The sequence below is a fragment of the Erwinia sp. AK-PDG3-5 genome (assembly GCF_056821705.1).
On the sequence record NZ_CM165967.1, the window covers coordinates 2,416,216 to 2,442,974 of the forward strand.

15 protein-coding genes are annotated in these 26,759 nt (G+C 55.6%); 6 read left to right on the forward strand and 9 right to left on the reverse strand.

Annotated elements, in window-relative coordinates:
• From AC1UKS_RS11130 to AC1UKS_RS11140, 3 genes are all read right to left on the reverse strand, one after another.
• A complete protein-coding gene (locus AC1UKS_RS11130; protein ID WP_482433553.1) occupies nt 1-10,092 on the reverse strand; it encodes a hemagglutinin repeat-containing protein in 10,092 nt (3,363 codons plus the stop codon).
• A 12-nt stretch (nt 10,093-10,104) separates the two neighbouring features.
• Nucleotides 10,105-11,769 carry a ShlB/FhaC/HecB family hemolysin secretion/activation protein gene (locus AC1UKS_RS11135; protein WP_482433555.1) on the reverse strand — a complete coding sequence of 555 codons (1,665 nt, stop codon included), beginning with the start codon at nt 11,767-11,769 and terminating at the stop codon, nt 10,105-10,107.
• A 338-nt stretch (nt 11,770-12,107) separates the two neighbouring features.
• Nucleotides 12,108-13,040, reverse strand: a complete 933-nt coding sequence (locus tag AC1UKS_RS11140) for an NmrA/HSCARG family protein (protein ID WP_265910501.1) — start codon at nt 13,038-13,040, stop codon at nt 12,108-12,110.
• 100 nt (nt 13,041-13,140) lie between these two features.
• Between AC1UKS_RS11140 and AC1UKS_RS11145 the strand changes: the two genes are divergently transcribed.
• Nucleotides 13,141-13,491: a winged helix-turn-helix transcriptional regulator gene (locus AC1UKS_RS11145; protein ID WP_013202203.1), complete on the forward strand. Its 351-nt coding sequence runs from the start codon at nt 13,141-13,143 to the stop codon at nt 13,489-13,491.
• 158 nt (nt 13,492-13,649) lie between these two features.
• On the opposite strand, the gene fabF is transcribed toward AC1UKS_RS11145, so the two are convergent.
• The 4 genes from fabF to AC1UKS_RS11165 all read right to left on the reverse strand — a co-directional run bounded on the left by fabF (nt 13,650) and on the right by AC1UKS_RS11165 (nt 19,818).
• Nucleotides 13,650-14,939 carry a beta-ketoacyl-ACP synthase II gene (fabF, locus tag AC1UKS_RS11150; protein WP_482433557.1) on the reverse strand — a complete coding sequence of 430 codons (1,290 nt, stop codon included), beginning with the start codon at nt 14,937-14,939 and terminating at the stop codon, nt 13,650-13,652.
• The gene (locus AC1UKS_RS11155; protein ID WP_482433559.1) at nt 14,926-18,027 is read right to left on the reverse strand and encodes an efflux RND transporter permease subunit; all 3,102 of its coding nucleotides are present in this window, start codon (nt 18,025-18,027) and stop codon (nt 14,926-14,928) included. The genes fabF and AC1UKS_RS11155 overlap by 14 nt, the downstream gene beginning before the upstream one ends.
• Nucleotides 18,024-19,130, reverse strand: a complete 1,107-nt coding sequence (locus tag AC1UKS_RS11160; protein ID WP_482433561.1) for an efflux RND transporter periplasmic adaptor subunit — start codon at nt 19,128-19,130, stop codon at nt 18,024-18,026. Before AC1UKS_RS11160 ends, AC1UKS_RS11155 begins: the two co-directional genes overlap by 4 nt.
• 73 nt (nt 19,131-19,203) lie before the next feature.
• The gene (locus tag AC1UKS_RS11165) at nt 19,204-19,818 is read right to left on the reverse strand and encodes a TetR/AcrR family transcriptional regulator (RefSeq protein WP_482433562.1); all 615 of its coding nucleotides are present in this window, start codon (nt 19,816-19,818) and stop codon (nt 19,204-19,206) included.
• 312 nt (nt 19,819-20,130) lie between these two features.
• Between AC1UKS_RS11165 and iolE the strand changes: the two genes are divergently transcribed.
• Genes iolE through AC1UKS_RS11180 form a run of 3 tightly spaced genes read left to right on the forward strand, consistent with a single transcriptional unit; the run spans nt 20,131 to nt 23,277 of the window.
• The gene (gene iolE, locus AC1UKS_RS11170) at nt 20,131-21,048 is read left to right on the forward strand and encodes a myo-inosose-2 dehydratase (protein ID WP_482433563.1); all 918 of its coding nucleotides are present in this window, start codon (nt 20,131-20,133) and stop codon (nt 21,046-21,048) included.
• Nucleotides 21,045-22,220, forward strand: coding sequence for a Gfo/Idh/MocA family protein (locus AC1UKS_RS11175; protein WP_482433565.1), 1,176 nt, complete (start codon nt 21,045-21,047; stop codon nt 22,218-22,220). Before iolE ends, AC1UKS_RS11175 begins: the two co-directional genes overlap by 4 nt.
• A 25-nt stretch (nt 22,221-22,245) precedes the next feature.
• Nucleotides 22,246-23,277, forward strand: coding sequence for a Gfo/Idh/MocA family protein (locus AC1UKS_RS11180; RefSeq protein ID WP_482433567.1), 1,032 nt, complete (start codon nt 22,246-22,248; stop codon nt 23,275-23,277).
• Nucleotides 23,278-23,346: 69 nt separating this feature from the next.
• Here AC1UKS_RS11180 and AC1UKS_RS11185 read toward each other — a convergent pair whose 3' ends face one another.
• A complete protein-coding gene (locus AC1UKS_RS11185; RefSeq protein WP_482433569.1) occupies nt 23,347-24,357 on the reverse strand; it encodes a Gfo/Idh/MocA family oxidoreductase in 1,011 nt (336 codons plus the stop codon).
• Between the two features lie 113 nt (nt 24,358-24,470).
• Here AC1UKS_RS11185 and AC1UKS_RS11190 point away from each other — a divergent pair, with 113 nt between their 5' ends.
• Both AC1UKS_RS11190 and AC1UKS_RS11195 read left to right on the forward strand, forming a co-directional pair.
• On the forward strand, nt 24,471-25,490 hold the full coding sequence (locus AC1UKS_RS11190; protein ID WP_482433571.1) for a LacI family DNA-binding transcriptional regulator: 1,020 nt from the start codon (nt 24,471-24,473) through the stop codon (nt 25,488-25,490).
• Nucleotides 25,491-25,524: 34 nt separating this feature from the next.
• Nucleotides 25,525-25,860, forward strand: coding sequence for a hypothetical protein (locus AC1UKS_RS11195; protein ID WP_482433572.1), 336 nt, complete (start codon nt 25,525-25,527; stop codon nt 25,858-25,860).
• A 13-nt stretch (nt 25,861-25,873) separates the two neighbouring features.
• On the opposite strand, the gene AC1UKS_RS11200 is transcribed toward AC1UKS_RS11195, so the two are convergent.
• Nucleotides 25,874-26,656 carry an SDR family oxidoreductase gene (locus tag AC1UKS_RS11200; RefSeq protein WP_482433573.1) on the reverse strand — a complete coding sequence of 261 codons (783 nt, stop codon included), beginning with the start codon at nt 26,654-26,656 and terminating at the stop codon, nt 25,874-25,876.
• Nucleotides 26,657-26,759 lie beyond the last annotated feature (103 nt).

Consider the following 26,759-nt stretch of genomic DNA (forward strand, 5'->3'; position numbering starts at 1 on the left):
CTAATCCAAAATATTCAGATGGCCATTACCAGTTTTAACTGGCTTACCTGTTGAGTTGATTTCGTAGGTTTCAAAGTTTGCTTGTGTTCCCGTTGTGGCAAAATGAGAATCCTTCAATGAAGGAGATCTATATCCACGAGTACCATCTGCACTAATCCAACCGCCGCCACTAGTTTGCTTTGCTCCATCACCAAGCCAAATTTGGCCTAATCTGTCAGCTTCAGCACGCGATCCTTCTCCCATTGAAAAGTCTTTTTTCCCTGATCCATCACCTTTAATTGCGATCTCCAGTCTTGGATCCTGCTTCGCAATATTGTTCAGGTTCTGCTGTAACAGATCATCCTTCAGCTTCGGATAGGTGGCAATGTTTTCTGCACCGCTGGATGTCTTGCTGCTGACAATGCTTTCTATGGATTCTTTCGTGACCTTGCTTCCAGTCTGCTTCTCAACGACCATCAGCATTTTCAGCTCTGACAGTTCTTTCGCAGACATCTTACTGACAGTCGCCACCGTCAGACCCGCTGGTAGCGCATCTCCGGCGGCCACTTCTGCCACCCAGATGCTGACTTCATTGGCGCAGAGCACCGGATTTCCGGCACAGGCACTGGCTGCGGCCTGTGCCGCTGCAATCAGCTCCGGCGTTGCTGCTGCAACCGCACCACCTGCGGCACCGGCTCCCAAAGCTGCGGCTATCGCTTTATTCACTGCCTCGCCACGCTGGCAGCTGGCTGATGAAGGATCGTCTGCGCAGGACAGCACATCTTTACCGTGTTCCTGAACGTACTTCGTCTGGCTCTCTTCGTTACCGCCAAATAAGTTGTTGGTAACGGTCGTCTGACCGGCCTGTGCGCCTGCCACCGCATCGGCGGTACTGTCCCCGGCCAGCCCGCCAGCCAGGCCCGCCGCCAGCGTTGCCAGCGCACTTACCGTCTGCTTCTCGGTTTCAGTCAGCTGACCGGCGCTTTTGCCGTAGACCTCCAGCGCGATCATTCCGGCCATTTCTGCCGTGACCGCGCCTGCGGCACCTGCCAGCGCACTGTTGCCCTGTGCGGCGGCCAGCGCGGCATTCACCGCTGCGTGTGCCATCACTTTACCGGCGTCATCCAGCCCGCTGTTGCCGATAATATTCGCGATGTAAGGAGCAGCGCCGCCCGCTGCGGCCTTCGCCAGATCTCCCCCAGCCAGCCCCTGTATCACCGCCGTCGCCGCCTGCATTCCACGTTGCAGGGCACTTCCCGTGCCGTAAGGGGCCATCGCCGTGTTGTAGGCCTGCTGCGCCACCTCTTCGGTGGTCGGATTCAGCTTGCCCTGACCGGCTAGTTGTTCTCTGGCCGCCTGAAGCGCTGCGGGATCTTTCTTCGCTTTCTCTCCGGCGATTTGTCCCTCAGTCCGCGCAATATCCCCAACCTGCACGCCGATCTCACCTATCAGCTGCGCTGTCTGCAGACGTTTTTGTTCTTTCTCTTTGTTAAAGATCGGACTGATACTGTCGTTAGCATGCTCGGTATCACGGCTCAAGTCATCCACATTCTGCTGTTGATTGGCTTTATCACGAACAATGATTGTTCCCTGTGCCACAGCAGACTGGGTGGTTCCTTCTGCATGCCCGGAACCCCCTGCGCCTGCCAGCAGTGTATTTGCCATATTGCCCGCAAACTGCCCCCCCATGCTCGCGCCAGAACTTACACCCATTCCCGCATGTTCGGTTTTATAATCTGCTTCATTATGAATATCGGTAAAGCCCAGGGTACCGGTATCAAGACGATTTTTATCAGCGTCCGCCTGGCTGGCAATTACGGCGCCGTTCAATTGCGTGTGATTACCGACCGTGATGTCGAAACCGCCTTTACCCGCATAAATCCCGCTCTGGTCAGTCACACTGTCATAATTGCTGTGCATCTTGTCCTGACTGACGTTGACGTAACCAGAGCCCGTCATGGAACCAAAGGTGAAACTGCCCCCTGCCCCAAAACTGGTTTGCTTCGAATCGTAATTGTCGCTGTCCTGAAGGCTGGTCATCGTCAGGTCACGTCCAATATCAGCTTTGACGTTGTTGCCATTCACCTGCGCACCGCTGAACGTGGTATCACGGCCGCTAGTAATGGATACATTCCCACCGCTATCCAGAGTGGTCTCACTCCAGACAGTACCGTTGCCTTTTTCATGACCTTTAGCGCCATTGACGCTGGCAAAGATACTAAGCCCTGCACTGCCCGACCCTACGCCAAAGCTGATCCCAACTCCGCCACCGCTGCTGCTGTTCTTGCCGGTGGTCTGTTGCGTATTAGCCGCCGCAGCCAGTGTGATGTCGTTTGCTGCATGTAAGGAGGTATCGCCAGCGACTTTCAGCTGACTGCCGGCAATAAGCAGGTCACCGCTATTAACACCGTTTCCTTTACCGGTCGCATCAATACTGAGATTTTTTCCGGCATTGATCGTTGAGCCGCTAACCGTGTCTGATTGTTGGTGTTGTTGTGATTTAGATTGTTGAGTAGTCAGTGACAGACTGATGCCAATGCCGTTGTTGGGATCGCCATTTGCCTGTGCGAGCTGACTTCCCTGATTAGCTTGTACACCGGAGAGTACCGCTTTTGTCGCCTGTAATGCGGCAAGTCGTCCGTCACTCTCCTGCTTTGCAGACTGCGCTGCGGCAATAGCACTATTGACTGCTTCAGCCACTGCACCGGAGAGCGCAAGAGTCAGGCCACTCGTGCGTTGTTCAAACCGTTCATCACGCGTCCGCACGTCATGGCCCGGAGTGATTACCACGCTATCGCCCTGGAGTGCCATGTTACCACCAGCAATAAGATCGGCACCGTTGACCTGAAGTTGCTTACCAGCCGTAATTGAAACATCCCCGGCGGTGCTACCCACCGTGCTAATGCTTTGACTTTGCGTAGTCCCTTTCTGCTTCATCTCGTGAAGAGATTTACTGCTACCGATGCTAATCCCAAGCCCACCGGTACCCATCAAACCGCTTTTTTTGGTTTCCGAGAAACGCCAGGCCGAATCCATGTTGGTTGCGGCTGCGATCTCAACGTTATTACCTGCGTTCAGGGCAACTTTTCCGTCACCAACCACCTGAGAACCCTTAACCAACAGGTCATTTCCAGCAGAAACGGAGACATTATTCCCGCTCAGCAGCGTGCCTTTTTCATTGGTTGCACTGTCTTCCTGAATGGTATGCGTCGTCTTCTTGCTGAGCAGACCTTTTTTGGTTTTGGTTTCTTCTTTGTAGTAATAATCGCTCTCTGTTGCAGTACCCAGATCTACGTTATTACCGGCGTGCAATGTAATGTCCTGTTGAGCCGTTATATCACTCGCCTGACTGTTGATGTCATGGCCTGCTATTAATGAAGTATTGCCGCCGCTGGCAATCTCAGTACCCTGCTGACGCACGGTTTCATTGATCACCGTTTTCTTGCCGCCACGCTCGCTGTTACCGGATGTTGTCGCTTCCGCTTCAAGGTTGATATCACGTCCCGCCTGCAGACCAATATCACCCTCTGCTGCCAGCGCTGCCGCCTGACTGGTTATATCCTGCCCGGCTCTTAACGTCAGATCGCCGCCGCTGGAAAGCGTTGTGCGCTCGGCACCTGAGCTATGCGTTTCTTTGTTGCCTATTTTGCGGCTTTCGTTGGTCGCGATGCTGTTGAGACTGAGGTCGTGCCCGGCATTGAGCAGCAGATCGCCATCAGCATTGAGTGAGGCACCGGTGATATTTATATCGTTGCCGGACTTCAGACTGAGCGCATCTTGTGACGTAATCGCCGCCTTCTGGCCAATCAGCGTCTTGCTTGCCTGCACCGGTCCATTGCCGCCTATCGTCCACATTGAGCTGGCGGTGATGTTATTGATGTCACCGTTAATGCTCTCCAGAGCAACTTTTTTACCACTGATGGTTGAGCTGAGGTTGTTGATATCGTTTAACGCGCCTAGCTGAAGGTCACTGCCCGCTTTAATCAGACCGGCGTTGAGATTGTCGATGTTATTCTGACTGTCTATCGCTACGGCGTTCTGCGCAGTAATGCTGCTGCCACTGTTGGTGATATTGCCACCTGACAGCGTGACGTTATTACCTGCAATAACGCTGCCGTCATTCATCGCTGCGTCTTTGGACGACAGGTAAACCTTTGGCACCATCACCGTTTCGCCATTTACCGTCGTCGCTTCCCACCAGATGATACTTTTATCAAGTGAGGCAATTTGATCCGCCGTCAGCGATACGCCAAACTGCAGCCCCAGCGACTGATCTTCTGCCGCGGCGTTGTCCATCAAATAACGCATCTGATCGAGATCGGATCCAATGCCGTTGAGATAGCGGCTACCGGTCTGATTAAGCACGGTATTGCTGACGTAACGCGTATCAAACGCCGCATCGCCGAGGAAGCGGTAATCGCTTTCAGGTTTCAGGTTGAGGCGATCAAGCAGATAGGCCGAACCGAGGAAGGTGTTTACATCGGTATATTGCTGACGCGTTTCCTGCAACGCACTAGCCGGCTGTTTCCCCAACAGCGCATTGAGATCGCCAAACATACTGCTATCGAGTTGCCCTAATCCATTGAGTTTTGGGTTGAGGGTGATCAGGTACGGACTTTTGCTGTCTCCTGTAACGAAGTAGCCATTTTCACTGGAGGGTAGCGGATAGGCGCTGGTGTCGACGTTCGCAGCGGCATAATGGTGAAGCGATGCGGGCAGCACACTGGTGCCACTGGCGGCATTATGTCCCTTTTCAACGTCAGTGAGGTTTTTTGTCGCTTCTGACCGATCCACCAGCGTTGCGCTGCCGTTAACCTGCTGCAGCGCATTTTGCAGTTGATCGCGCCATTCTGGCGAGTTGATCGCCACATTCTCACTGCCCGTCAACTGCTGGCGTTGTAATGATGTCGCCTTGTTTATGCCCGACAGACCGCTGAGGGCAGGTGCGGCCAGCGTATTCCCGCTCCATCCTGCATTCGCCGTGGTTGAGGTATTGCTGATGTCACCGCTGAAGCTGGCGTTGACGTTGCCTCCCGCCTGGATAACGGCCCGTAATCCGTCCCCTGTGTAAGTCGTCTCATATTCAGGAGTGCCAGACAGAATGTACGTGACGGTTTCATCGCTGGTGTTACCCTTGTTTATGGCGAACCGATCCGGATCGTAAAACTCTACGTTGCTTGCGCCAATGTTATCCTCACCAGGTTTTTTCTTAACAATGACCTGCATAACAGGCCTTAAGTCTGCTAATGAGGTGTACGTTAAATATTGGCTGGTTGTCCCGTTCTGCCAGGATGCATTATTCAACTGTCCTCCTGACAGATTCGCATTTTTCCCGGCAAGCAGATAACTTGCCTGATTGTTCAGCGTAGAAGCACTCACTGAAAGGTCCCGGCTTGCCGCGATCCGACCAGCTCCTCCGTCAGCAAAAGCAGTTACGCTGGTTTCGCTCACGAGATAGCGCTTTACGCGTGTTTTTTCAGTTGGTGCAAGATAGGCCCGTACGGTTCCGCTCGCGCCGTGTCCACTGCTACCACCTTTAGATTCTTTGAAATAGTAACCTAACTCTTTATTTTCAACAGAAAAGTCAGCCAACTCCAGCTCAAAAGACCCGCTTTCAGCTCCAGCTGGAATACCGGGCCCCTCAATGGTGGTGGAACTCGTCGTGAGCCCATCCCGCGTATTAAGCAGATGCCCGGTTTTAATGGTGATATCACCCTTCTGCGACTCAATCGTCCCGGACGTATTAATTACCTCCCCGTTGGCATTCCCCGCCGCATCTCGCTGCAGCCAGAGACTGTTACCTGCCAGCATGTCGCCGCGTTGATTTTGGGTACTGTTGCCGTACAGATAGAGATTTTGGCCGGCATACAGCAGCGCGGTGTTAATGATGCTGCCTGGCGAGTTGATGGTCAGATTGCCAAGCGTGCCGGTAAAGCCATTCACCATGACATCGCTGCGACTGGTCAGCGCCAGATTGCCGCCGCCCTGTAATGACCCTGCGCCGTTCAGGTTGATGCGGTTGCCGCTGAGGCTGCTGTCGCCGGTTCCGGTGGTGATCTGTCCGTTATTGGTGAGATCGCCCCCGGCACTCAGCGTCACTGCCTGACCCTGCATCTGGCTCTGGTTCTCGATAGCACCATTGCTGCTAATGCTGAGGCGGTTGCCTGCCGCCAGCGTATTTCTGCCGGTAAAACCATTGATTAACTGCAAGGTAGCGTCGCCCAACGCCACGACCTGACCGAGCTGATCAAATCCGGTACTTTTCAGCAGCAGACTGCCGCCACTGAACAGTCTGCCCGAAGCCTGATGGGTGACCTGGGTGGCATTGACGGTGAGCTGGTCAGCGCCTAACACCGTTCCGCTGTTATTGAGCTGCGCGAAATTGACCGCCAGATTGCCGCCCTGCGCCATGCCCTGATTCTGCAGTTGCGAGCCGGTGAGCGTTCCCTGTTGATCGGCAAGCAATGTGCCGCTGTTGCTGGCATTGGCGGCGTTAAGAGTCAGTTGCGCCGCCTGAAGCCAGCCACTGTTGGTGAGCTGGGGGGTTTTAAAGGTCAGCTCACCCGCTGAAAGTACTTTGCCGCTATTATTTGCTGTGTTATTTGCCGTAATACGGGCGGTGCCACCCTGAATCAGCCCGTAGTTGTAAAGTTCCGGCGTGATCAGCGTCAGTCCACTCTTACTGAGCAATGTGCCGCTGGCGTTATTGGTCAGCCGACCGCTGGCAGTGATTGCAAGGCTATTATCCCCCTGAATACGCCCGCTGTTATTGACTTCCCCGGTGATGACTTCAAGGGTTTGTCCCTGAATCTGCCCGGCGTTACTTAACGACGCTGAATGCAGATCCAACTTGCCAGCGCTCAACAGCGTTTTATTCTGCTGCTGCGTCAGTGCCCCGCTAAGTTGAACGCTGAGTGCATCCACACCACTGATGTCGCCATTATTGTTTAACGTCCCACCCTGCAGCGTCAGCTTTTTAGCGATCCACTGACCCTGGTTCGTGAAATTAAGGGCATTGAATACGGTGCTGCCGTTGGCCGAAATCTTGCTGCCGGCAGTAGATGTGAGGTTATCGCGCAGTGTGATTCGCAGGCCGTCCTCGCTCTGGATGGCACCGCCATTCGTCAGGCTATTGGCATCCAGCAGAATTTGCTGTCCCTGCCACGTGCCGTTATTGGTTACAGTGTCACCGGTTAGGGTCAGCGTGCCCTGAGTCAGCAGCTTACCGCCGGCGCTATTAACAAGGACGCGCGACGGTGTTGCCTGCGCAATGCGCATTCTCAGCGCACTGTGCTGTTGCAGCGATCCTAAGGTAAGCGACTGAAGGCCAATCAGACTGCCCTGATTGGTTACGCTGGCTGGCGTAATATCCAGCGTTTCGCCCTGCACGGTACCCGTGTTGTTCAGTGCGCCGCCATTAAGCGTCATGGTTTTCTCAGCCAGCAGCGAACCGTTATTCAGCAGATTTTGCGCTGAAAACTGTGCGGTTCCTTCTGAAAGCAATTCACCGTCGTTGCGCAATTCTTCATCGATTGCGGCCGACATCCCCTCCGTGCCCAGTAATGAACCCTGGTGCCACCAGCTGTTGGCGGTAATATGTGCGTTGGCACCCTGCAATATTCCGGCCGTACTGAGATTGCTGGCATTAAGGAGGAGATCACCAGCACTTAACGCTTTACCCGTTGAGGTCTGCGTCAGATCGTTGGTGGCTTGTGCATCAAGAGAAGAGGTTCCTTGCCACAGTCCACTGTTACCCAGAGAGCCACCCCGTAGCTGCAGACTCGCCGCCATGATTTTGCCGCTATTCAGCAAACGGACTGCGGTGATCTTTGCTTCACCGCCCGTTAGCAAACTGCCGCGGTTATCAAGTAATATTGATGATGTCCCCGTTAAGGCAGCTTTACCGTTTACGGTACCGGTATTAAGCAGTGAATCGAGTTGATAAGTAAGCCCCTGTCCCTGCCAGACACCGGCATTGTTGAAGGTTGACCCCGTCAGCGTTAAGTCACCGCCGCTTAGCAGCACGCCTTCAGCACTATTCGTAACTTCCCGGCTATTGAGCACCAGCGCATTGTCAGCCTGCAGCAGGCCCGTGTTATTGACCTGCTGTGCCGTCATGTTCAGTTGATCTGCCTCTACAGAACCCTGATTATCTAAGGCGTTGCCCTGAACATTCAGCGTCCCGCCGCTCAGCAGGTGTCCACCGCGCTTGTTGCTAACGTCTCCGCCCCGCAATGCCAGGGTTTTTGTACCCTGCATCAAGCCGCTGTTGATCAAATCGCCCTGTAGGGTCAGCACCTGCGCCATCAGCCGGCCGCTGTTATCGGTGGAACTGGATGTGAGTGTGAGCTGTTGTCCCTGCAGCAAGCCCTGGTTATCAAGCTTATCCGCAGCGACCGTCATTTGGCCTTCGCTGAGCAACGTCCCGCTGTTCGTCAGCTGTTTGCCCTGAGTTTGCAGAGACCCGGTACCCTGCAGCGTTCCCGTGTTGGCGACCTGGGCGGTGTCGTTATCCAATTTTTCAGCGGCTATCTGGCCTGCGTTAGCAAGCGAGTTGTTCTGTAAAGACAGGGTGTTATCCGCAAGAAGCAGGCCGCCCTGCTGATTATTCAAAATCGCGTTGTGTGCAGTAATATCAGCCGCATTAATTTCACCCTGATTGGTCAGATTGCTGCCGGACAGCGACAGCGTGGCACCGCTGGTGATCAGCCCGCTGTTATTCAGTTCAGGAAGGTTCAATGCAAAGCTGTTATCGGAGCTGAGCGTGCCACCCGCGAGGTTTGTTAAGCGATTACCCGTTAAACCAAGCGATTGTGAGCCTTGAATGAGGCCGCTGTTATCAATTTTCGCGCTGCTGAGTGACAGAACTGGCGCTGAAAACACGCCAAGATTCACCAGGCTGTTGCTGTTGATAGCAAGGCTGTTCACCGCAGAAATCGCCGCGCCTTTACTGTTCTGCAGGTCTGTCGCCACAACAGTAGTCGTTGCGCCAGCCAACATGCCTTTGTTATTCAATTGCTGCGCAGTAGCCGACAAATTTTTGCTGGCCGTTATCTGGCCACTGTTGTCGAACCGGTTTTGCGCCCGCAGTTGGATGCCGGCATCGCTAACCAGCGTGCCCTTTTCCAGAGCAATATCCTGCACGGCATTAACCGTCACCTGCCCGCTGGCCTTGTTATCACCGCTGAGGGTCACCGAGCTGGCATTTGCCGTCAGCGAACCGCTGCTCAGACTGTTGTTTAGCGTCAGTTTCCCCTGGGCATCCAGCACCATATCGCCCTGCCGCGCATTGAGATTACCGAGGTTAACGCCAACCCCTTTTTCGCTCGACACCAGATGAATACGGTTGGCATACATGCCACCCAGCGCGCGGGTATCCACTGCGACAGAAGGTGCCGCGCCTTCGCCAGCAATGGGTGTGAGCGATCCATCTTTCCCAACGCGGTTTGCACCGACCGTCACCGTCAAATCTTTCGCGTAGATCCCGGCATTGATCTCCGTGGCGCGCGCGACGATCGACACCGCATCGGCGCTGCTGCCATCAAGCCCCTGTCCTTCAACAATCACCGAACCTTTTGTGACTTCAAGCGCTGCCAGATTGCCGTTTGCATCCAGCTGTGGTTTACCGGTCGTCAGCGTGGCGTTTGGCGTGTTGATAAAACCGCAGCCATTACAGGTGATGCCGTAGGGGTTGGCCACAATGACATTGGCCGCTTTGCCCGCCACTTCGGTGTAGCCCTGCAGCTGTGAGCGGTTGGCACCCACCACTTCGTTAATGATCGACTGCGCTTCCAGACCGGCTTTCAGGTTGGGGTTATTTTGGATCAGCCCGCCAAGTTGCGTCTGAGTTAGCTGTCCGGTGGCGTTATTGAGGATCAGCCCCTCTTTACCGACGTTGTACTGCTGATACTGGTTATGTGAAACCCCGGCCTGGTTGGGTGTGGCGATATTTACCACAGGCACGCCGTTGCCGGCCGCATCCATTTTGGTGCCGGGCGTCACCGGGGTGATCTGGTCAGCAAAAGCCGGCAGCAAAGGTTGCGTGGCAATCAGACCGCAAATCAGGTAGCTAAGCGCGCGACGAAAAAGGGAAACTGGTTGACGATCGTCCATAATCATAGCCTCTTAGAAAGTCAGCCCGATGCGGGCATAAATGCTGATATTGTCGGGATGCAGCGAGTCAGGATGGCTGAGCGGAACACCGAGGGTGTATTGGGTGTAGACGTGCTGATTACGGGTGGTGATGCCAACGGCACTTCCCCACAGCGCCCCGGTGGAGCCACGGTTGAATTTGTCGCTTTTGAGCCAGCCACCGTCGAGGGCCACAGTGGTGCTGATTTCTCCCACCACCGGCAACGTCATCAGGCTGACATTCAGCTCGTTGCGCAGGTAGCCACCCGCATCACCGCTAAGGTATTGCTCTTTGAATCCGCGTACCGAGCTTTCCCCACCGAGGGTCAGGCGTTCACTGCCGTAAAGTCTGTCCGGTGACCACTGGCCATAAAAACTGCTCAGCCACCACAACCGCGCCGTCAGCGGACGTTGATAGCTGCCGCTCAGGCTCCATTTACGAAACTCAGCCTTAGGCAGGTCGCCGTTTTTTCCCCGATCGCTTTCAGCATTGAGCCATGGCATCCCGCGACTGAACATCGGGTTGAGGGTGGCCACACCGCCGGCGATTTTCTGGGTGTGAGCGATCCCAGCCTGCAGGCTGGTAATCTTGCGGCTGCTGGTATGCAACAGCGTGCTGTTGAGATAGTTGTGGATGGAATAATGATTGAGGCCGAGCTGAACGCCGGTTTTGATATCACCATTACGAAACAGCACCCAGGAACCATTTAAGCGGTGCGCAATGTTGTCGCCGTTGCTTAGCCAGGTATATCCGTTATTCTCGAAGCTGCTGTGATAGCTGCTCCAGCTGTAACTGTAATCCAGCAGTCCATAGCCATAAGGCACGCTGACGCCGGCCTGCAGGTTCTGGGCGTCACGCCATTGACTGAACGCGCTGCTTCGGCCACCGCTGATGAACCACTTGTCAGCAATGCCCAGTAAGTTATTCCCGGTCAGCACTCCGTTTATCTGGCCAACACCGGTGGATTTTTGTCCGCTATTATCAAAACTGAGCGACGCGCTTAAAGGGAATTGCGATACCGTCGTGAGGTTAACCACGGAATAACCCGCTTTTGGCGAGGGCAGGATTTCGATTTGCGCAGGCGTGTTTTGCACGCGATTGATTTGTTCCATTCCCTGCTCAATATCCCGCAGGTTCAGAATTCCACCTTCCATTCCCGGAAAGGTCGTTTGTAAAATGCGCGCATGTGCACCATCCAGACGAATGCTGTCCAGCCTGCCTTCCAGCACCGGAATAACCAGTTCGCCCTGCGTGAGATCCTGCTCGGTTAAAAATGCCCGACTGGTGATATAGCCACGTTGCATATACCAGTCTGAAATAGCGTGTACCAGCGCATTAATTTCCGTTAAGTTCAGACAACGATTAATATAAGGGCGGATAAACGTGCGTTTTTGCTTTTCTGATATCAGCGTGGAATTTTTGATTAGAATGTGACGAACGGTGAAACACGGTCCATTCTGATTGGGCTGCGGAACGGGTCGGCTTTCAGGCGTGGCCGCATGCCACAGCGCATCGCGCTGATCCTGATTCTGCTGCAGACGCTGGCTTTGTTCATTTTGAATGAAGTCATGATCGCCCGGTGACAAGGGTGCCGCTAAGGCGCTGAACGTCATTAGTCCGATGGCTAACGCCACCCACTTCCCTGTATTAAGTTTCATAAGTCTGCTGAACGTTATTCTGATTGTAAGGATTGTGTAAATAATGAAAAGAAGAATATCACTTTAACAATCAGAGAGTTCCCTAACAACAAAAATAATAATAATAAAATACTACTCGCCGTTAATTCACTATTCGCGTTTGCACTAAGTTAAATTAATAGAACCACTAACTCAAATGTGTAAATAACATGTCTGTGCAGACCATCCTAATCCACGACTGAGATTAGGATGGCTGATAATTGAAGACGATAAAGAGGTATAAAAATTGCCCAGCTTGAAATGTTGCTTATGGTTTAAATCAGTTCGGATAGCGGGTAAGGAATGTTAACCGTTTCGGATTACCGCAAAGCGATATCGGTACTCTGATTGACTAACGCCGCGGCAAACGCCTCTTTGCCTGGCCCTGCCAGCCATTCCTGCAGTCGGGTTAAATGACCAAACTCCTGGTTCAGCGCCGGCAAATCCGCATGACCGGCGCAGCGACCGTCGTCTATCACGGCAGCCAGCCGCTTGAGAAAATCATTCTCATTAAGTAACTTCTCGGAGAAACGCTGATAGTGGATAGGTTTACCAGCTGCCTGGCTAAGTAAAGCCTGCAAATCATTCCCGGTAACACGATCGCCGGCGATCTCGAGGGTTCGTCCCACAAACTGTTGCGGCTTGCTAAAAATTTCAGCCACAATTTTGCCGATGTCCTGCACGGCGATAAGCTGAAAAGCCTGCTCCGGGCGGGCAAAGAAGGTGAATTTATCCTGATCCAGCCCCATGCCAGGCAGCAACAACAGTTCCATAAAGGCCGCCGGACGGATAATCGTATAGCGGATACCCCGTTGCCGTATATGGTTCTCAATCTCGGTCTTACTGTCAAAATGTCCCAGCCCGGTGGGGCCCTGACCTGCGGCATTCACCGAGGTGTAAACCAGATGCTGAACCCGTTGCTCGACGGCGATATCCGCTATCAGTTTGCCGTAACGAATTTCCTGCTCATCCGTCACGCCGTAGGCTTCACCCTGCCCTGAACTTGGCTGGATGCTGAATACGCCATAGACGTCACGCATTGCTTCGCGGATAGATTCACCGTCGTTGAGGTCGCCCTTCACCATCTGCGCGCCAGCGGCCGCCAGACTCAGGGATGCGGGGCTGGTCAGATCGCGAACGAATGCCCTGACCGGCAGGCCACGGGATAATAATGCAGAAGCCACGGCCCCACCTTGCTGACCGGTGCTGCCAAAGACCAAAATGGGGCGATTGTGCGGATGATTAAGCGTCATAGTGCTCTCCTTGTTATCAGAGATCTTATTAGTATACTATTTATACCTGATTGCAATTAGGTACCTGAATGCCACCAGGTAGCCTGGAGTATCCTTCCTTATGTCTTCATCAACGCCTCAACAGCTGGAATCAAGCCGGGTGATTCTGGAAGAGTTAACCAGTAAATGGACGCTACTGGTCCTTAATGAACTCTGTCATGGACCCGTGCGCTTCAATGCGCTGCGACGCGCGATGCCGGACATCACCCAAAAAGCGCTGACGCAGACGCTGAGGAGACTGGAAGCGAATGGATTTATTACCCGCACGGTGCTGACCCAGTCGCCGGTGGCGGTGATCTATGAAATCTCCGCCCTTGGGCGTTCGTTAGAGCCCCATCTGCAGGCGATTTTGCTGTGGGTTGAGCAGAATAAGGGGGAAATTGAGGCGGCTAAACGTAACTGGGTCGGTTAATATCCTAAACTGGCGATCGGGAGATCCGGACTGGCAGCCTGGCGCTAAAAATTTGACCACGATTTAAAAAGACAACTCTCCCGGCAAGACGAGGTTGTTATTGCGATCGTCGCTAAACGATCGCAATAACTCTCGGTTAGTTCAGTGGATCAGAGTGATTAACTGACGTCTTCCCAGCGGCGAAAGAGAACGCTGGCATTGACGCCGCCGAAACCGAAGCCGTTTGATAATGCATGCGTGATAGCCGTCGGACGGGCTTTTAAAGCCACAAAATTCAGTCCCTGTCCGGCCTCATCAGGATGATGCAAATTCAGCGTCGGTGGAATGACCTGGTCACGCAGTGCCAGCAGGGTAAAGATGGCTTCAATCCCGCCTGCTGCGCCCAGCAAATGGCCAGTCGCAGACTTTGTCGAGCTGATGGCCACATCAGATTCTGCGCCAAATACTGACTTAATTGCCGCCAGTTCGCCCCGGTCACCCACCGGGGTTGAGGTGGCATGAGCATTGATATGCTGAATGTCGTCAGCTTTTACCCCCGCCTGACCTAACGCCAGTTCGATTGCCCGCCGGGCACCGCTGCCGTCTTCCGGTCCAGCCGTCAGATGCCAGGCATCGGCGCTGGTACCATACCCGACCAGTTCGGCAAGCGGGGTCGCGCCGCGCGCCAGCGCATGCTCAAGCGATTCGATCACTAAAAGTCCGGCGCCCTCTGCCATCACAAATCCATCGCGATCGCGGTCAAAGGGCCGTGATGCCTGTTCCGGTGCATCTGCAAAGCCGGTTGAGAGCGCCCGCGCAGCGGCAAAACAGCCCAATGTGACGCGATCGATGGCTGCCTCGGTGCCGCCGCAAAGGGCAATATCCGCTTCGCCACATCGGATGAGCCGGGCCGCATCGCCAATCGCCTGGACGCCTGCAGCACAGGCGGTGATCGGTGCGCCGAGAGGTCCGCGGCAACCATAGCGGATCGAGACATGGCCAGCCGCCATATTGGCAAGGAATGAGGGCGCCGTAAACGGTGAAAGCCTGCGCGGACCTCGGGTATCGGAGGTTCTCACCGCATCGGCGATGGCACCAAACCCGCCCACGCCGGAGGCGATAATGGTGGCCGTTCGTTGCTGCTGATGGTCATCCTCAGGATGCCAGCCGGCCTGCGTCAGCGCTTCTTCGGCCGCAACGAGGGCAAATTCGATGAAACGGTCCATTTTCTTGCGTTCTTTGGCGGCGATAAACCGATCCGGATCGTAGCCTGCCTCAGGGTCTTCTGACAGAGAAGGAACCTGGCCTGCGACGGTAACGCCGGTTCCTTCACTGATTTCAGGCGACAGGCGGGTAATCCCCGAGCGCCCTTCCAGCAGCCTTTGCCAGACTTTCTCGGTGCCGCATCCCAGAGGGCTGACCAGGCCGCAGCCGGTCACGACGATGCGCGTGTTGTTATGACTGTTCATGGGCAATTACCTCTTTATCGTCAGGCGTTGATTGCTGGGGGCGAATGTTGAACCAGATTGCGTACATCGCCGGCAAGAACACCAGCGTGATGATGGTGCCGCCGAATGTCCCGCCAATCAGGGTATAAGCCAGGGTTCCCCAGAATACGGAGTGTGTCAGGGGAATAAAGGCCAGAATCGCGGCCATTGCCGTCAGTAATACCGGGCGGGCACGCTGCACCGTCGCTTCCACCACCGCATCGAATGGCGCAAGTCCTTCGCGTTGGTTGTGATCGATCTGCCCTATCAGGATCAGCGTATTACGCATCAGAATCCCCGACAGCGCGATGAGGCCGACCAGCGCATTGATACCAAACGGCTGGTGGAAGAGCAGCAGCGTGGGCACTACCCCTACCAACCCCAGTGGCGCGGTGAGGAAAACCATCACCATCGCCGACATCGAGCGAACCTGCAGGATAATGATTAACAGCGTCATGGCGATCATAATCGGGAACAGCGGCGCCATGGCTTTGGTGGCTTTGCCGGATTCTTCGATCGATCCCGCCTGTTCAATGCGGTATCCGGCCGGAAGCTGGGCGATGACCGGCTGCAAAGCGGTCATGATTGCCGTAGAGACATCCGGCGGCTGCAGGCTCTCGGCAATATCGCCGCGCACGGTAATCGTCGGGGTGCGATCGCGTCGGCGCAGTAGCGGATCTTCCATCCGCACGTCAACCGCCCCGATTTGAGAAAGCGGAATGCGCTGGCCGGCGGAACCCACCAGGGTGAAACCGGCAATTTTTGCCGGATCGAGTCGGATATCGCCTGCCGCACGTGCCATAACCTGCACCGAACGAATGTCTTCACGCACGGAGGTCAGCGGAACGCCGGACAGCAGGAACTGAAGCTGTTGCGCCACCGCATTGGATGTCAGCCCCACCGCCTGCAGGCGATCCTGATTAAGTGTGAAATGCATGGTCGGCACGCGGGGGCCCCAGTCAGTATTGACGGTCCTCATCATCGGGCTGGCCTGCATCACGGCTTCCACCTTGACGGCGATGGCGCGCACCGTGTCGGGATCCGGTCCCATCACGCGATAGGCGACCGGATACGGAGAATACGGACCAAACACCAGCTGAGTTACCCGCACGCGAGCCTCAGGGGCCAGACCCGCTGCTACGGCGTCACGAAGCCGAAACTTAAGCGTTTCACGCGCTTCCTGACTGTCGGTCAGCACCACAATCTTGGCAAATGACGGATCCGGTAGCTCTGGCGCCATGGCCAGATAAAACCGCGGCGGCCCCTGTCCGATGTAAGACGTGGTGATTTGTGCCTCTTTCTGCTTTTTAAGCCAGCTTTCGATTTTCGCGGTTGTGGCGCTGGTCTGCGCAATCGAGGTGCCATAGGGCATCTGCACCTCTACCAGCACTTCCGGGCGATCGGAGGTTGGGAAAAATTGTTTTTTCACCGCGCCCATGCCGACTATTGCGACAGCGAAGAGCGCAATGACGCTGCCGGCCACCATCCACTTGTGTGCAATGACGCGGGTCAGTAAGCGCCGAAAGCGGTTGTAATGGCGGGTGTTATAAATGGCCGCATGTCCCCCTTCCACCTTGCTGATGTCCGGCAGCATTTTAACGCCCAGATAGGGCGTAAATACCACCGCCACCACCCAGGAGGCGATCAGGGCAATCCCGACGATCCAGAACATATTGCTGGTGTATTCACCGGCGGTGGACTGGGCAAACCCGTTGGGCATAAAACCGACGGCGGTAACCAGCGTGCCCGCCAGCATTGGCGCGGCCGTGTGAGACCAGGCATAGGCGGACGCTTTGATGCGGTCGTAGCCCTCCTCCATTTTCACCACCATCATTTCGATGGCGATAATGGCATCATCGACCAGCAGGCCCAGCGCCAGAATCAGCGAACCCAGCGTAATGCGGTCGAAGTTTTTTCCGGACGCCTCCATCACCACAAAGACGATGGCTAAAGTCAGCGGCACCGCGGCAGCCACCACTACCCCCACGCGCCATCCCATACTGACAAAACACACCACCATCACCACAAGCAGCGCGACAAAGAACTTGATCATAAACTCATCAACGGCGGAGCTGATGTTGACGGACTGATCGGTGACCTTGGTCAGGCTCATTCCCAGCGGCATGCCCTGGTTGATTTTGGCCGTCTGCGCATCCAGCGCCTTACCCAGATCCAGGCCGTTCCAGCCATCGCGCATCACGATGCCCAGCAACAGCGCCGGTTCGCCCTGATTGCGGATCAGGAAGGTCGCCGGATCCTGATAGCCGCGTTCAACCGTAGCAACGTCAGAAAGTTGCAGGGTTCGGCCACCGGCGACGATCGGCGTTTCACGGATTTTGTCCAGCTTGTCGAATGCGCCATCGAGGCGGATAAAGACCTGCGGTCCCTGGGTATCAATCGACCCGGCAGGCGTGAGCAGGTTCTGACTGTTGAGGGCGGAGAAAATATCTTCAGGGGCAATGCCCAGCGTGGCCAGTCGGTCATGGGAGAAGGAAACAAAGATACGTTCGGCCTGTTCGCCGATGATATTGACCTTTTTCACGCCCGGCACATGCAGAAGCTGCTGGCGCAGCGATTCCGCATCACGGGCCAGCAGCCGCTGCGGTTCGCCTCTTGCCTTTAAGGCGAAAAGCGCAAAGGTCACGTCGGAGAATTCATCGTTGATCATCGGCCCGGTTACGCCTGGCGGCAGATTACCGGCCTCATCACCCAGCTTCTTACGCGCCTGATAAAATTCTTCCTGCACCTGTGAAGGCGGCGTGCTGTCCTGGAGGGACAGTAGGGTAAAAGCCAGACCGGGACGCGTGTAGGTTTCACTGCGGTCGTACCACTTCAGTTCCTGCAGCCGCTTTTCAAGCGGCTCGGCCACCTGGTCCTGCATTTCCTGTGCGGTGGCACCTGGCCAGGCCGTAATAATCGTCATCTGCTTGACGGTGAAAGGCGGATCCTCAGCGCGCCCCAGTTCAAAGAACGACAGAATGCCGGCCACGGTAATCAAAATAATCAGAAACAGCGTGATCGAGCGCTCGCGAACGGCCAGCGCTGACAGATTGAATCGCCCTTTGCTCATGGCCGGCTCCCGGCAATGCTGGCGTCCTTCTGTGCAATGCGCACGGCTTCACCCTCATGCAACAGATGAGCGCCCAGCGCAACCACCTGCTCACCCGGCTGAAGCGAACCGGTGACGCTTGCCGCATCGTCACCCAGTCTCACTACCGAAACCGGTCGCCATGACACTTTGGCTGGCGTCCCGGAAATCGTCCAGACACCCGGCCCTTTCCCCGGATCGTAGAGTGCGGCTAAAGGGACCTGCATCATCTGGTTCGGTAATGGATTGTCGTTGATATGCAGCGTCACCGTGGATCCCAGCGGGGCGGCCGCCAGTGCTCCCTCAAGTACATATCGCGCCTCGAAGGTGCGGGTGACCGGATCGGCCGCATCGGACAGCAGCCGCAGTTTCGCAGCAACGGCCTGCTGGCCAGAACCGTACAGCGTTGCCCTTGCCTCGCTGCCGGGAATTGGTCGTAACGTCTCGGGCAATTGCACCACCGCCTCCCGCTGCCCTGCTCTGGCCAGACGGACAACCGGCTGCCCGGCGCTGACGACCTGGCCGGGTTCCGCCAGCGTTTCCATCACCACGCCGTCAGCATCGGCCAGCAGTACCGCATAGCCGGTGGCGTTTTGTGCCACATTTGCCTGTGCCTGAGCCGCGCTGAGTTCAGCTTTGGCCGACTCTGCCGCCGCTTTGATGCCATCGTAGGCCGAGGCTGATACTGCGCCGGTTTTGACCAGGCCACGATAGCGCCCCTCATCATCAGTCGCCTGTTTTGCCCGCGCCCGTGCGGCAGCGACGGCCTGTTGCTGAGCCTGTGCCTGCAGGCGCAAGTCAACCGGATCCAGACGCATCAATGGCTGGCCGCGTTTAACGTTCTGGCCGGTATCGACCAGGCGTTCGAGGATCTTCCCTTCAACGCGAAAGCCGAGGTCGCTTTGCACACGGGCAACCACAACGCCGGTGAAGGCGCGTGAGGCATCGACCGCACTGACCACGGTTGCCGTTCTTATCAGAGGAGGCTGAGTCCGGGGATCGTCAGCAACGGAAGCGTCACCGCAGGCCACCAGGGCGAGCGGCAACAGGTAAACAGCAAAACGGGCAGGATGTAGCCTGAGCATCGGTTCCCTTACACTTTAACAGGAGAGTAACCGCATTCTCAGACCAGTGACCAATATTGTCAATAGTCACCAATCAGGGTGACAGACTTCTCAGTATCAACGAAGACAGAAGTGTCGCCGCTGCCGGAGCGGTTTCCAGATTGTATTGCAGTTGAATTGGGCTGAGGTAAGGCAGCATAACCAGATATATCGCTTGTGTCGTCTCATCCAGCGGCGTTTTACGTTCAAACTCTCCGGCCTGACGCCCTTCAACAATGATCTGTTCAATCAGCTGGTGTACCCGAGCCTTATACGCTTCGGCTGAAGGCCACTTATCACGCGACGCGACGGCGGCAATGTCATAAAGCTTGCGGTCGTGAAAAAAAAGATCGCTGCCTGCTACAGTTATCGCACTGAATAAACGCCGTATTTTCTCAGAGGCTGAGGGCGCATCGGCAATGGCTGCATTGACGATCGCCATAATCATCGCCAGGCGGTTGCTGCAAATCACCTCGCCGATGGCCTGCTTGGAATCGAAAAATTTGTAGATGTAAGATTTAGAAAAACCGATGGCTTTGGCCAGTTCCGACACGGTGGTTTTCTCATAGCCGTAGTGCCCGAAATGTTCGGTAGCAGCGTCGACAACCTGATCGCGGATGCTGTGATCCGTCGGCCCCCGCAGGGGCAATGCATGTGTTTTATTCGTCATTTTGCCAGCTTAGCGTAATGCGTCAGGAATGACAACGCGTGACCATTTCGTAATTTGGTAACTAAAACAGGATTCATTTCTCATCCTCTCTCAGTCGTTTAATCATGCAGTTATCGCCTCCATTACCCTGCTTAAGCGGTGCCATAATCACAACATCGCCAGCCATGGAGTAAACCTCGCTGAGATCACATTTTTTATATCCAAAGCCGCCCTGCGGCACAATTGATGGTTTTCCATCATTGTTGCGATAACGTTAACTCAAACGCGCTCTTTATAGTGTCATCAAATTGACCTCAAAGGAGCCCTAATCCCATGAATTCCCGCATTCAGTTAGGTGTCAGCCCACTCAGTTGGACCAACGATGTTTTGCTCGATTTAGGAGACGATATCCCGCTGGAAACCTGTCTGAAACAGGCCGCCTCTGCCGGATATCAGGGCATCGAGCTGGGCAGGAAATTCCCACGCACCCCCACCGAATTAGCCCCATTGTTGCAGGACGTGAATCTGCGGCTGGCATCCGGCTGGCACAGCGGTTTTCTGGCCGACCGTAGCGTCGCAGAGGAAGTCGCGGCGGTTCAGCCCCATGCCGCCTTGCTTAAAGCGCTGGGGGCAAAAGTGATGGTCTATGGCGAGTGCGGCAAAATGCCGGGCAGCAGTCCACTTGACGAACCCCTTTCCCTTTCGCCGGTGTTGAGCTGCGTGGATATCGATGAATATGCCCGCAAAGTCAGTGAATTTGCCGCGATTTTGCTGCGGCAATATGGGCTCAAGCTGGCCTATCACCATCATCTGATGATGTTGGTTGAACACCATGATGAGTTACAGGAGTTTTTGGCGAAAACCTCGGACCACGTAGGGCTGGTGCTCGACTCCGGTCACGCCTTTGCGGGCGGCGTCAATCTGGCCCAGACGATCGAACGGTTTGGCCATCGCGTGGTACATATTCATCTGAAAGATGTCCGCCCGGACGTTTTGCGCCAGGTGCAGCAGGACGATCTCAGCTTTAATGACGCGGTGCGAGCCGGACTGTTTACCGTGCCTGGCGAAGGCTGCATCGACTATGCGCCGTTGATTGCGTTTGTGGCCAGTTCGGGTTACCGGGGCTGGCTGATTGTTGAAGCCGAGCAGGACCCGCAAAAAGAAGCGCCGTTTGCCGCCGTTTCCCGCGCGTTTCACTGGGCACAAAACACTTTTCAATTTTCTGCCGATGTCGAGGAAACCGCACAATGAAAGAGACGCTGAATATTGGCCTGATCGGCTCTGGCTTTATGGGACAGGCGCATGCCGATGCCTACCGTCGTGCGGCAATGATCTATCCCGACCTGCCGAAACGCCCACATCTTTATGCGCTGGCCGATCAGAACCAGGCCCTGGCCGATGAAAATGCCGCACGCTTTGGTGCAGAAAAAGCCTACGGCAACTGGCGTGATTTGGTGGCCGACCCGCATGTCGACGTGGTGGATATCACCTCGCCGAATCACCTGCATTTTGAGATGGCGCTGGCGGCGATTGCGGCCGGCAAGCATGTCTATTGTGAAAAGCCGCTGGCGGTCAGCACTGAGGAAGCGCTGGAAATGAAGCAGGCGGCGGAAAAAGCCGGCGTGAAAACCATGGTGGCCTTTAACAACATAAAAACCCCTGCCGCGCTGCTGGCAAAACAGATTATCGAACGCGGTGATATCGGCACGCCGATCCGCTTTCGCGGCACCTTCGATCAGGGCTTTTATAACGATCCCGAGCTGCCCTGGTCCTGGCGCTGCTCCAAAAAGCTGGGCGGCAGCGGTTCGCTGGGCGACCTGGGCGCGCACACACTCTCCGTGGCGCAGTTTCTGATGGGCGGTATCAGCGAGGTCACCTCCAGTGCGCAGACCTATCTGCGTCAGCGTCCGGTTCCCCAGGTGGATGCCGGCTACGCCAGCCGCACCGATGAAAACGCCGAACGCCGCGAAGTGGAAAATGATGACCAGGTGCAGTGCCTGGTGAGCTTTACCAGCGGGGCCAGCGGCGTTATCGAAGCGTCGCGCATCGCCGCCGGTCGTATTTTTGGTGTGTTCTGGGAAGTCTCCGGCACCGAAGGCACGATTTATATGGACGGCGAACGCTTCAATGAGTTGCAGGTTTATCGCTTCAACGACGACAAACACGATCGCGGATTTAAGACCCTGTACGCAGGCAGCCAGATCCCGGCCTATGCAGGCTTCTTCGGCTTTGATTTTGGCGGCGGCGGACTGGGCTATTTTGACGTGAAGGTCATTGAAGTCCACGACCTTGTGCAGGGCATTTGCAGCAACGAAGATTGTTATCCGAATTTTGCGTTTGGTTTACAAAATCAACAGATCCTGACCGCTATCGAGCAGTCCATGGACTCCCATCAATGGGTTCACGTGGCGAATAACCGCTGAACCGGCATCGCAACAAGGAGTGAGTATGTTTCCCTCTTCTTTACCTGTCCCCCGCCTGCCGTCAGCGCAGTCCATACCCGTCCTGCGCTGGGGCATTATCGGCCCCGGCTGGATCGCCGATCATTTTGCCCGCGCGTTAAAAGAACACACCGGGCAACAGCTGGTTGCGGTAGCCGCACGTAATGGCGATAAGGCACGGGCATTCGCCGATCGTTGGGCAATCCCGGCGGCATTCAGCAACGTTGACGAGATGCTGGCGATGAACGATCTGGACGCGGTATATATCGCCACGCCGCACAATCATCATTTCCCGGATGGTTTGCGGGTGTTGAAAGCGGGCAAGCACGTGCTGATTGAGAAGCCGCTGGCGTTGAATGCCAAAGAAGGCGCGGCGTTACAGGCGCAAGCGCAGCGTCAGGGCGTGCTCTGTATGGAAGGCATGTGGTGCGACTTTGCGCCAAAATACGATGTGCTGAGGCAGCTATTGGCGGATGGCGCATTGGGCGACTTGCACACCCTGATTGCCGATCACGGTGAGTTTTTCACCCAGGATCACCGCATATTCAATGCCGATCTGGCCGGTGGGCCGATGATGGACTTAGGCAGCTATCTGATTTCCCTGAGCGTGATGGTGGCCGGCGCGCCCGAGCGTATTCAGTCCAGCGGTCAGCAGGCTGAAGGCAATATCAACGGTCAGGCGTCGATGCTATTTGAACACCTCAACGGCATGCATTCGGTGTTGAACACCACGTTATTCAGCAATACGCCGGGCAAAGCGATTATTGCCGGCCGCGATGCCACGCTGGTGTTGGACGGTCAATTTTACGCGCCGGGTGGCTTTGTATTGACCTCAAGCCAGGGCAATAAATCATTACGCTGGGAAGAACCGCTGAACCGCTACACGCAGCTTAATCATGAGATCCAGCATTTTGCCTGGTGTGTCGGTCAGGGATTAACGGACTCACCGATTCGCCCGCTTGCCACGGCATTAATGACCTTATCCACCATGGATACCGTGCGCGGACAGCTGGGGATCGTGTTTAACGAAGAGCGTTAACCGCGCGATTCTGGCGTTAACTGCAAAGCCGGTCAACATCCTCAGCGCTGTTGACCGGGTTGTTTTCTTCTACAGCATCAACCCTACCGGGCAGAACGTCCGGGTTACCAGAGATTTCACCGCCGCTTCTGCAATGGCCTGCGCCTGAATGCCATCTAACAAACCTGGCAGATCGGCGACCGCTTCCCCATCCAGATAACGGGCAAACGCATCCAGATGCTGATAGTACGTTGCCTGTACCCGGCTGAACCAGTCCGGGTAAAGCCCCGGTCTGGCGATGGTGTTGCCCTGATACAACGTCATTCCCTGCGGACTTTGAGCACCGGACTCTACCAGCCCTTTTTCCCCCATCACGCTGATGCGTTCATCGTAGCCATATCCGGTGCGCCGGGTGTTATCCAGCTGCGCTAATCCGCCCTGGCGCATCTGCATAATCAGCACCGAGGTGTCGACATCGCCAAATTCACTGATTGCCGGCATCGCCAATGCGGCACCCATCGCCCCGACTGACACCACCTCATCTTCCGTCAACCAGCGCAGCAGATCGAAGAAGTGGATTGCCTGATCCCGCATCTGCCCGCCCGATGACTGCAGGTAGCTCAACGGCGGCAGTTCAGACGCACGACAGACCATCTGAATCAGTTCAGGACGTCCAAGAGTGCCCAGCTGCAGCTGGCGTTTTAACTGCTGATGGCTGCTGTCAAAACGGCGGTTGAAGCCTACCGTGACTTTTGCGTTCAGGGGCAGCACTTTTTCTACCACGCGGTTGGCCCGTTGCAGCGACAAATCGATCGGCTTTTCACAATAGACCGCTTTACCGGCCCGCGCGGCGGCTTCCAGCAGCTCCGCATGTGACGGCGTTGCGCTGGCAATCAGCACCGCGTCAATATTGTCGCTGTTGATGGCGGCGCTAACCTCGCCCGCCTGGCTGTGAAATTGTGCGGCGATGGCGCTGGCGCGAGCGCGGTCCACATCCGCCACCATCGCCAGCTCAATGCCCGGATGGGCCGCCAGATTCGCAGCGTGTACCTGGCCGATAAAGCCACAGCCAATCAGGGCAAAACGTTTTTTCTCAGTCATGGTGAATTCCTGTCTGCAGGTCAAAGTTCAGCAATAAAGTCGTTGCCAAAATAGCCTGCTGGCTTACCCTGAGGAACGCGTGTTTTGATGGATTTACCTCAACAGGAACGGCAATGAAAACAATCACTCTGGAGGCGCTGGCCGAACTGGCGGGCGTCGGCGTGGCAACGGTCGATCGGGTGCTCAATGAGCGAGGCGGCGTGTCGCCCCGCACCACGCAGAAAGTGCTTCAGGCAGCACGGGACGCCGGGCTGAAACGCATTCTGCCGGAGGAACACCGTCATGCCTGGCAGATAGAAGTGCTGTTGAGCGGTAACGACTCGTTCTTCTTTAAGCAGCTCGCCAGTGATTTTGCCGCCGTGGCGACCTCGCTGGGCTATCGCCGCATTGTTCTGCACCGCACCTTTGTGCCCGAATCCCGCCCGGACAGGCTGGCTGAGTTGATTGGCGAGTGCAGCAAAACCCGTGACGGGCTGATTGTGTTTGCCCATGAACATCCTGCGATCTATCAGGCGCTGCAACTGTGCAAACAGCGCGACGTGCCGGTGATCACCATCGTCACCGACCTGCCAGGGGCAGAAAGGCTGTGTCATGTTGGCATTAACCAGTTGCAGGCCGGCCGCACCGCCGGGTTGATGATGGGCAGCATGATCAAACAGCAAGGTGAGGTGATTGTCGTCAGCGGGCGCTTTGAGTATCGCGCGCATCAGCAGCGCATTCAGGGCTTTCGCGATGTTCTTGAGGAGCGCTTCCCGCAGATAACATTACGGGAGGTGCTGGCCGGTCAGGAGAGCCGCATCACCATCAGCAAACTGCTGGAGAAGCAGCTGGTGCAGTCTGCCAACGTGGTGGGCCTGTACAACACCGGGCTGGGTAACACCGAGATCAGCCAGGCGTTAGCGCGGCATCGCCTCACCGATTCCTGCACCTTAATCACCCATGAACTTTATTCCACCACCAAAGCGCTGTTCGCCAAAAAAGCACTGGCGCTGACGCTGGATCAAAACTCCGGCAGACATGCCCAGCTGGCGATAAATATTCTACTGGGCTGGCTGGAACAGGGTGTAAAACCCGAAAGTCAGGAAACAGGAAAAGTGACCTTTATGCTCTACACTCAGGAAAATTACACCTGACGCTTCTGTTCCTTCCTGCCGTGGAGACGTGGCTATGTCAAAACAAAACGATAGCGCCGAAGTCGAAAAAGATATCTGCGTGCATATCTTTACCGCCTCAGCCGGGATGGTCGGTGTTTGCATCACGGTCATCGGGATATTTCAGGTGGTGACGACCCTCAGAAAAGAAGGCACGCTGGGCGACGATTTGCTGGCGATTAACGCTTTTTTATATTTAATCACCACCATCCTCTCCTACTGGGGATTGCGATCGGGCGGGGTGAAGCACCGCCCGGTGTTGGAAAAATGGATCGATATTCTGTTCCTGATCGCCCTCACCTCCACCACTTTTATTGCTGGCCTGATCACCTGGGCAATGACCTTTACTTAAGCATCGGCAAATCTCAAATCTGGGTCATGCCGCCATCGACAACCAGTTCGATGCCGGTGATATAGCTGGCATCGTCCGAGGCCAGAAACGACATGGCTTTTGCCATCTCATCGGCGCTGGCAGCACGTCCCAGCGGGGTTTTCTCGGCCACCTGTAGCAAGTATCCCTCGATGTCCTTATCGCTCATGCCTAATTCGGATTTATACGCCGGGGTGACCACCACGCCTGGGGCGATGGCATTAATGCGGATATGACGGCCTTTCAGATCGGAGGCTGCAGTGCGCACAAAAGAGCGCAGTGCGGCTTTGGTCGCGGCATACACGCCGAAAGCGGGCATCCCCTGATTAGCGGCGATTGATCCGGTGACCACGATGGCACTTCCCTCGCCCATCAGCGGCAGCGTTTTCTGAATGGTGAAGAGCGAACCCTTAACGTTAATGTTGAAGTACTTGTCGAACTGCGCCTCGCTGATGGACTCAAGCGGCGCAAACTCGCCGCCGCCTGCGTTGGCAAACAGCAAATCCAGACGACCGTGTGCCTCGCGGAGACTCGCAACAATGCGATCCACATCTGCGGCGACAGAGATATCGCCCTGAATCGCGGTGGCGCCAGACCCTATCTGGGCGATTGCGCTGTCCAGCTCAGCCTGACGGCGACCGGTGATGACCACCGTGGCACCCTCGCGGGCCAGACGCATGGCGGTCGCCAGACCGATACCCGAGCTGCCGCCGGTAACAAGCGCAATTTTTCCCTGATGTTTGCTGGTGTGGATATTGCTGAGGTCGGTAATTTTCATGGTCATTCTCCGCGAGTGATTGGGTTGTCAGTACGGGAATGAATATAGGACTGGCGGATTCAGGAATAAATAGCGTAAATTCGAAATCTTTATTCCCCCACAG

What these genes read in the sequence shown, in the direction of transcription:
- AC1UKS_RS11200 (WP_482433573.1), bottom strand. Translation starts at nt 26,656, where the DNA reads ATGAAAATTACCGACCTCAGCAATATCCACACCAGCAAACATCAGGGA.
- AC1UKS_RS11140 (WP_265910501.1), bottom strand. Translation starts at nt 13,040, where the DNA reads ATGACGCTTAATCATCCGCACAATCGCCCCATTTTGGTCTTTGGCAGC.
- AC1UKS_RS11180 (WP_482433567.1), top strand. Translation starts at nt 22,246, where the DNA reads ATGTTTCCCTCTTCTTTACCTGTCCCCCGCCTGCCGTCAGCGCAGTCC.
- AC1UKS_RS11175 (WP_482433565.1), top strand. Translation starts at nt 21,045, where the DNA reads ATGAAAGAGACGCTGAATATTGGCCTGATCGGCTCTGGCTTTATGGGA.
- AC1UKS_RS11160 (WP_482433561.1), bottom strand. Translation starts at nt 19,130, where the DNA reads ATGCTCAGGCTACATCCTGCCCGTTTTGCTGTTTACCTGTTGCCGCTC.
- iolE (WP_482433563.1), top strand. Translation starts at nt 20,131, where the DNA reads ATGAATTCCCGCATTCAGTTAGGTGTCAGCCCACTCAGTTGGACCAAC.
- AC1UKS_RS11145 (WP_013202203.1), top strand. Translation starts at nt 13,141, where the DNA reads ATGTCTTCATCAACGCCTCAACAGCTGGAATCAAGCCGGGTGATTCTG.
- AC1UKS_RS11130 (WP_482433553.1), bottom strand. Translation starts at nt 10,092, where the DNA reads ATGGACGATCGTCAACCAGTTTCCCTTTTTCGTCGCGCGCTTAGCTAC.
- AC1UKS_RS11190 (WP_482433571.1), top strand. Translation starts at nt 24,471, where the DNA reads ATGAAAACAATCACTCTGGAGGCGCTGGCCGAACTGGCGGGCGTCGGC.
- AC1UKS_RS11155 (WP_482433559.1), bottom strand. Translation starts at nt 18,027, where the DNA reads ATGAGCAAAGGGCGATTCAATCTGTCAGCGCTGGCCGTTCGCGAGCGC.
- AC1UKS_RS11185 (WP_482433569.1), bottom strand. Translation starts at nt 24,357, where the DNA reads ATGACTGAGAAAAAACGTTTTGCCCTGATTGGCTGTGGCTTTATCGGC.
- AC1UKS_RS11135 (WP_482433555.1), bottom strand. Translation starts at nt 11,769, where the DNA reads ATGAAACTTAATACAGGGAAGTGGGTGGCGTTAGCCATCGGACTAATG.
- fabF (WP_482433557.1), bottom strand. Translation starts at nt 14,939, where the DNA reads ATGAACAGTCATAACAACACGCGCATCGTCGTGACCGGCTGCGGCCTG.
- AC1UKS_RS11165 (WP_482433562.1), bottom strand. Translation starts at nt 19,818, where the DNA reads ATGACGAATAAAACACATGCATTGCCCCTGCGGGGGCCGACGGATCAC.
- AC1UKS_RS11195 (WP_482433572.1), top strand. Translation starts at nt 25,525, where the DNA reads ATGTCAAAACAAAACGATAGCGCCGAAGTCGAAAAAGATATCTGCGTG.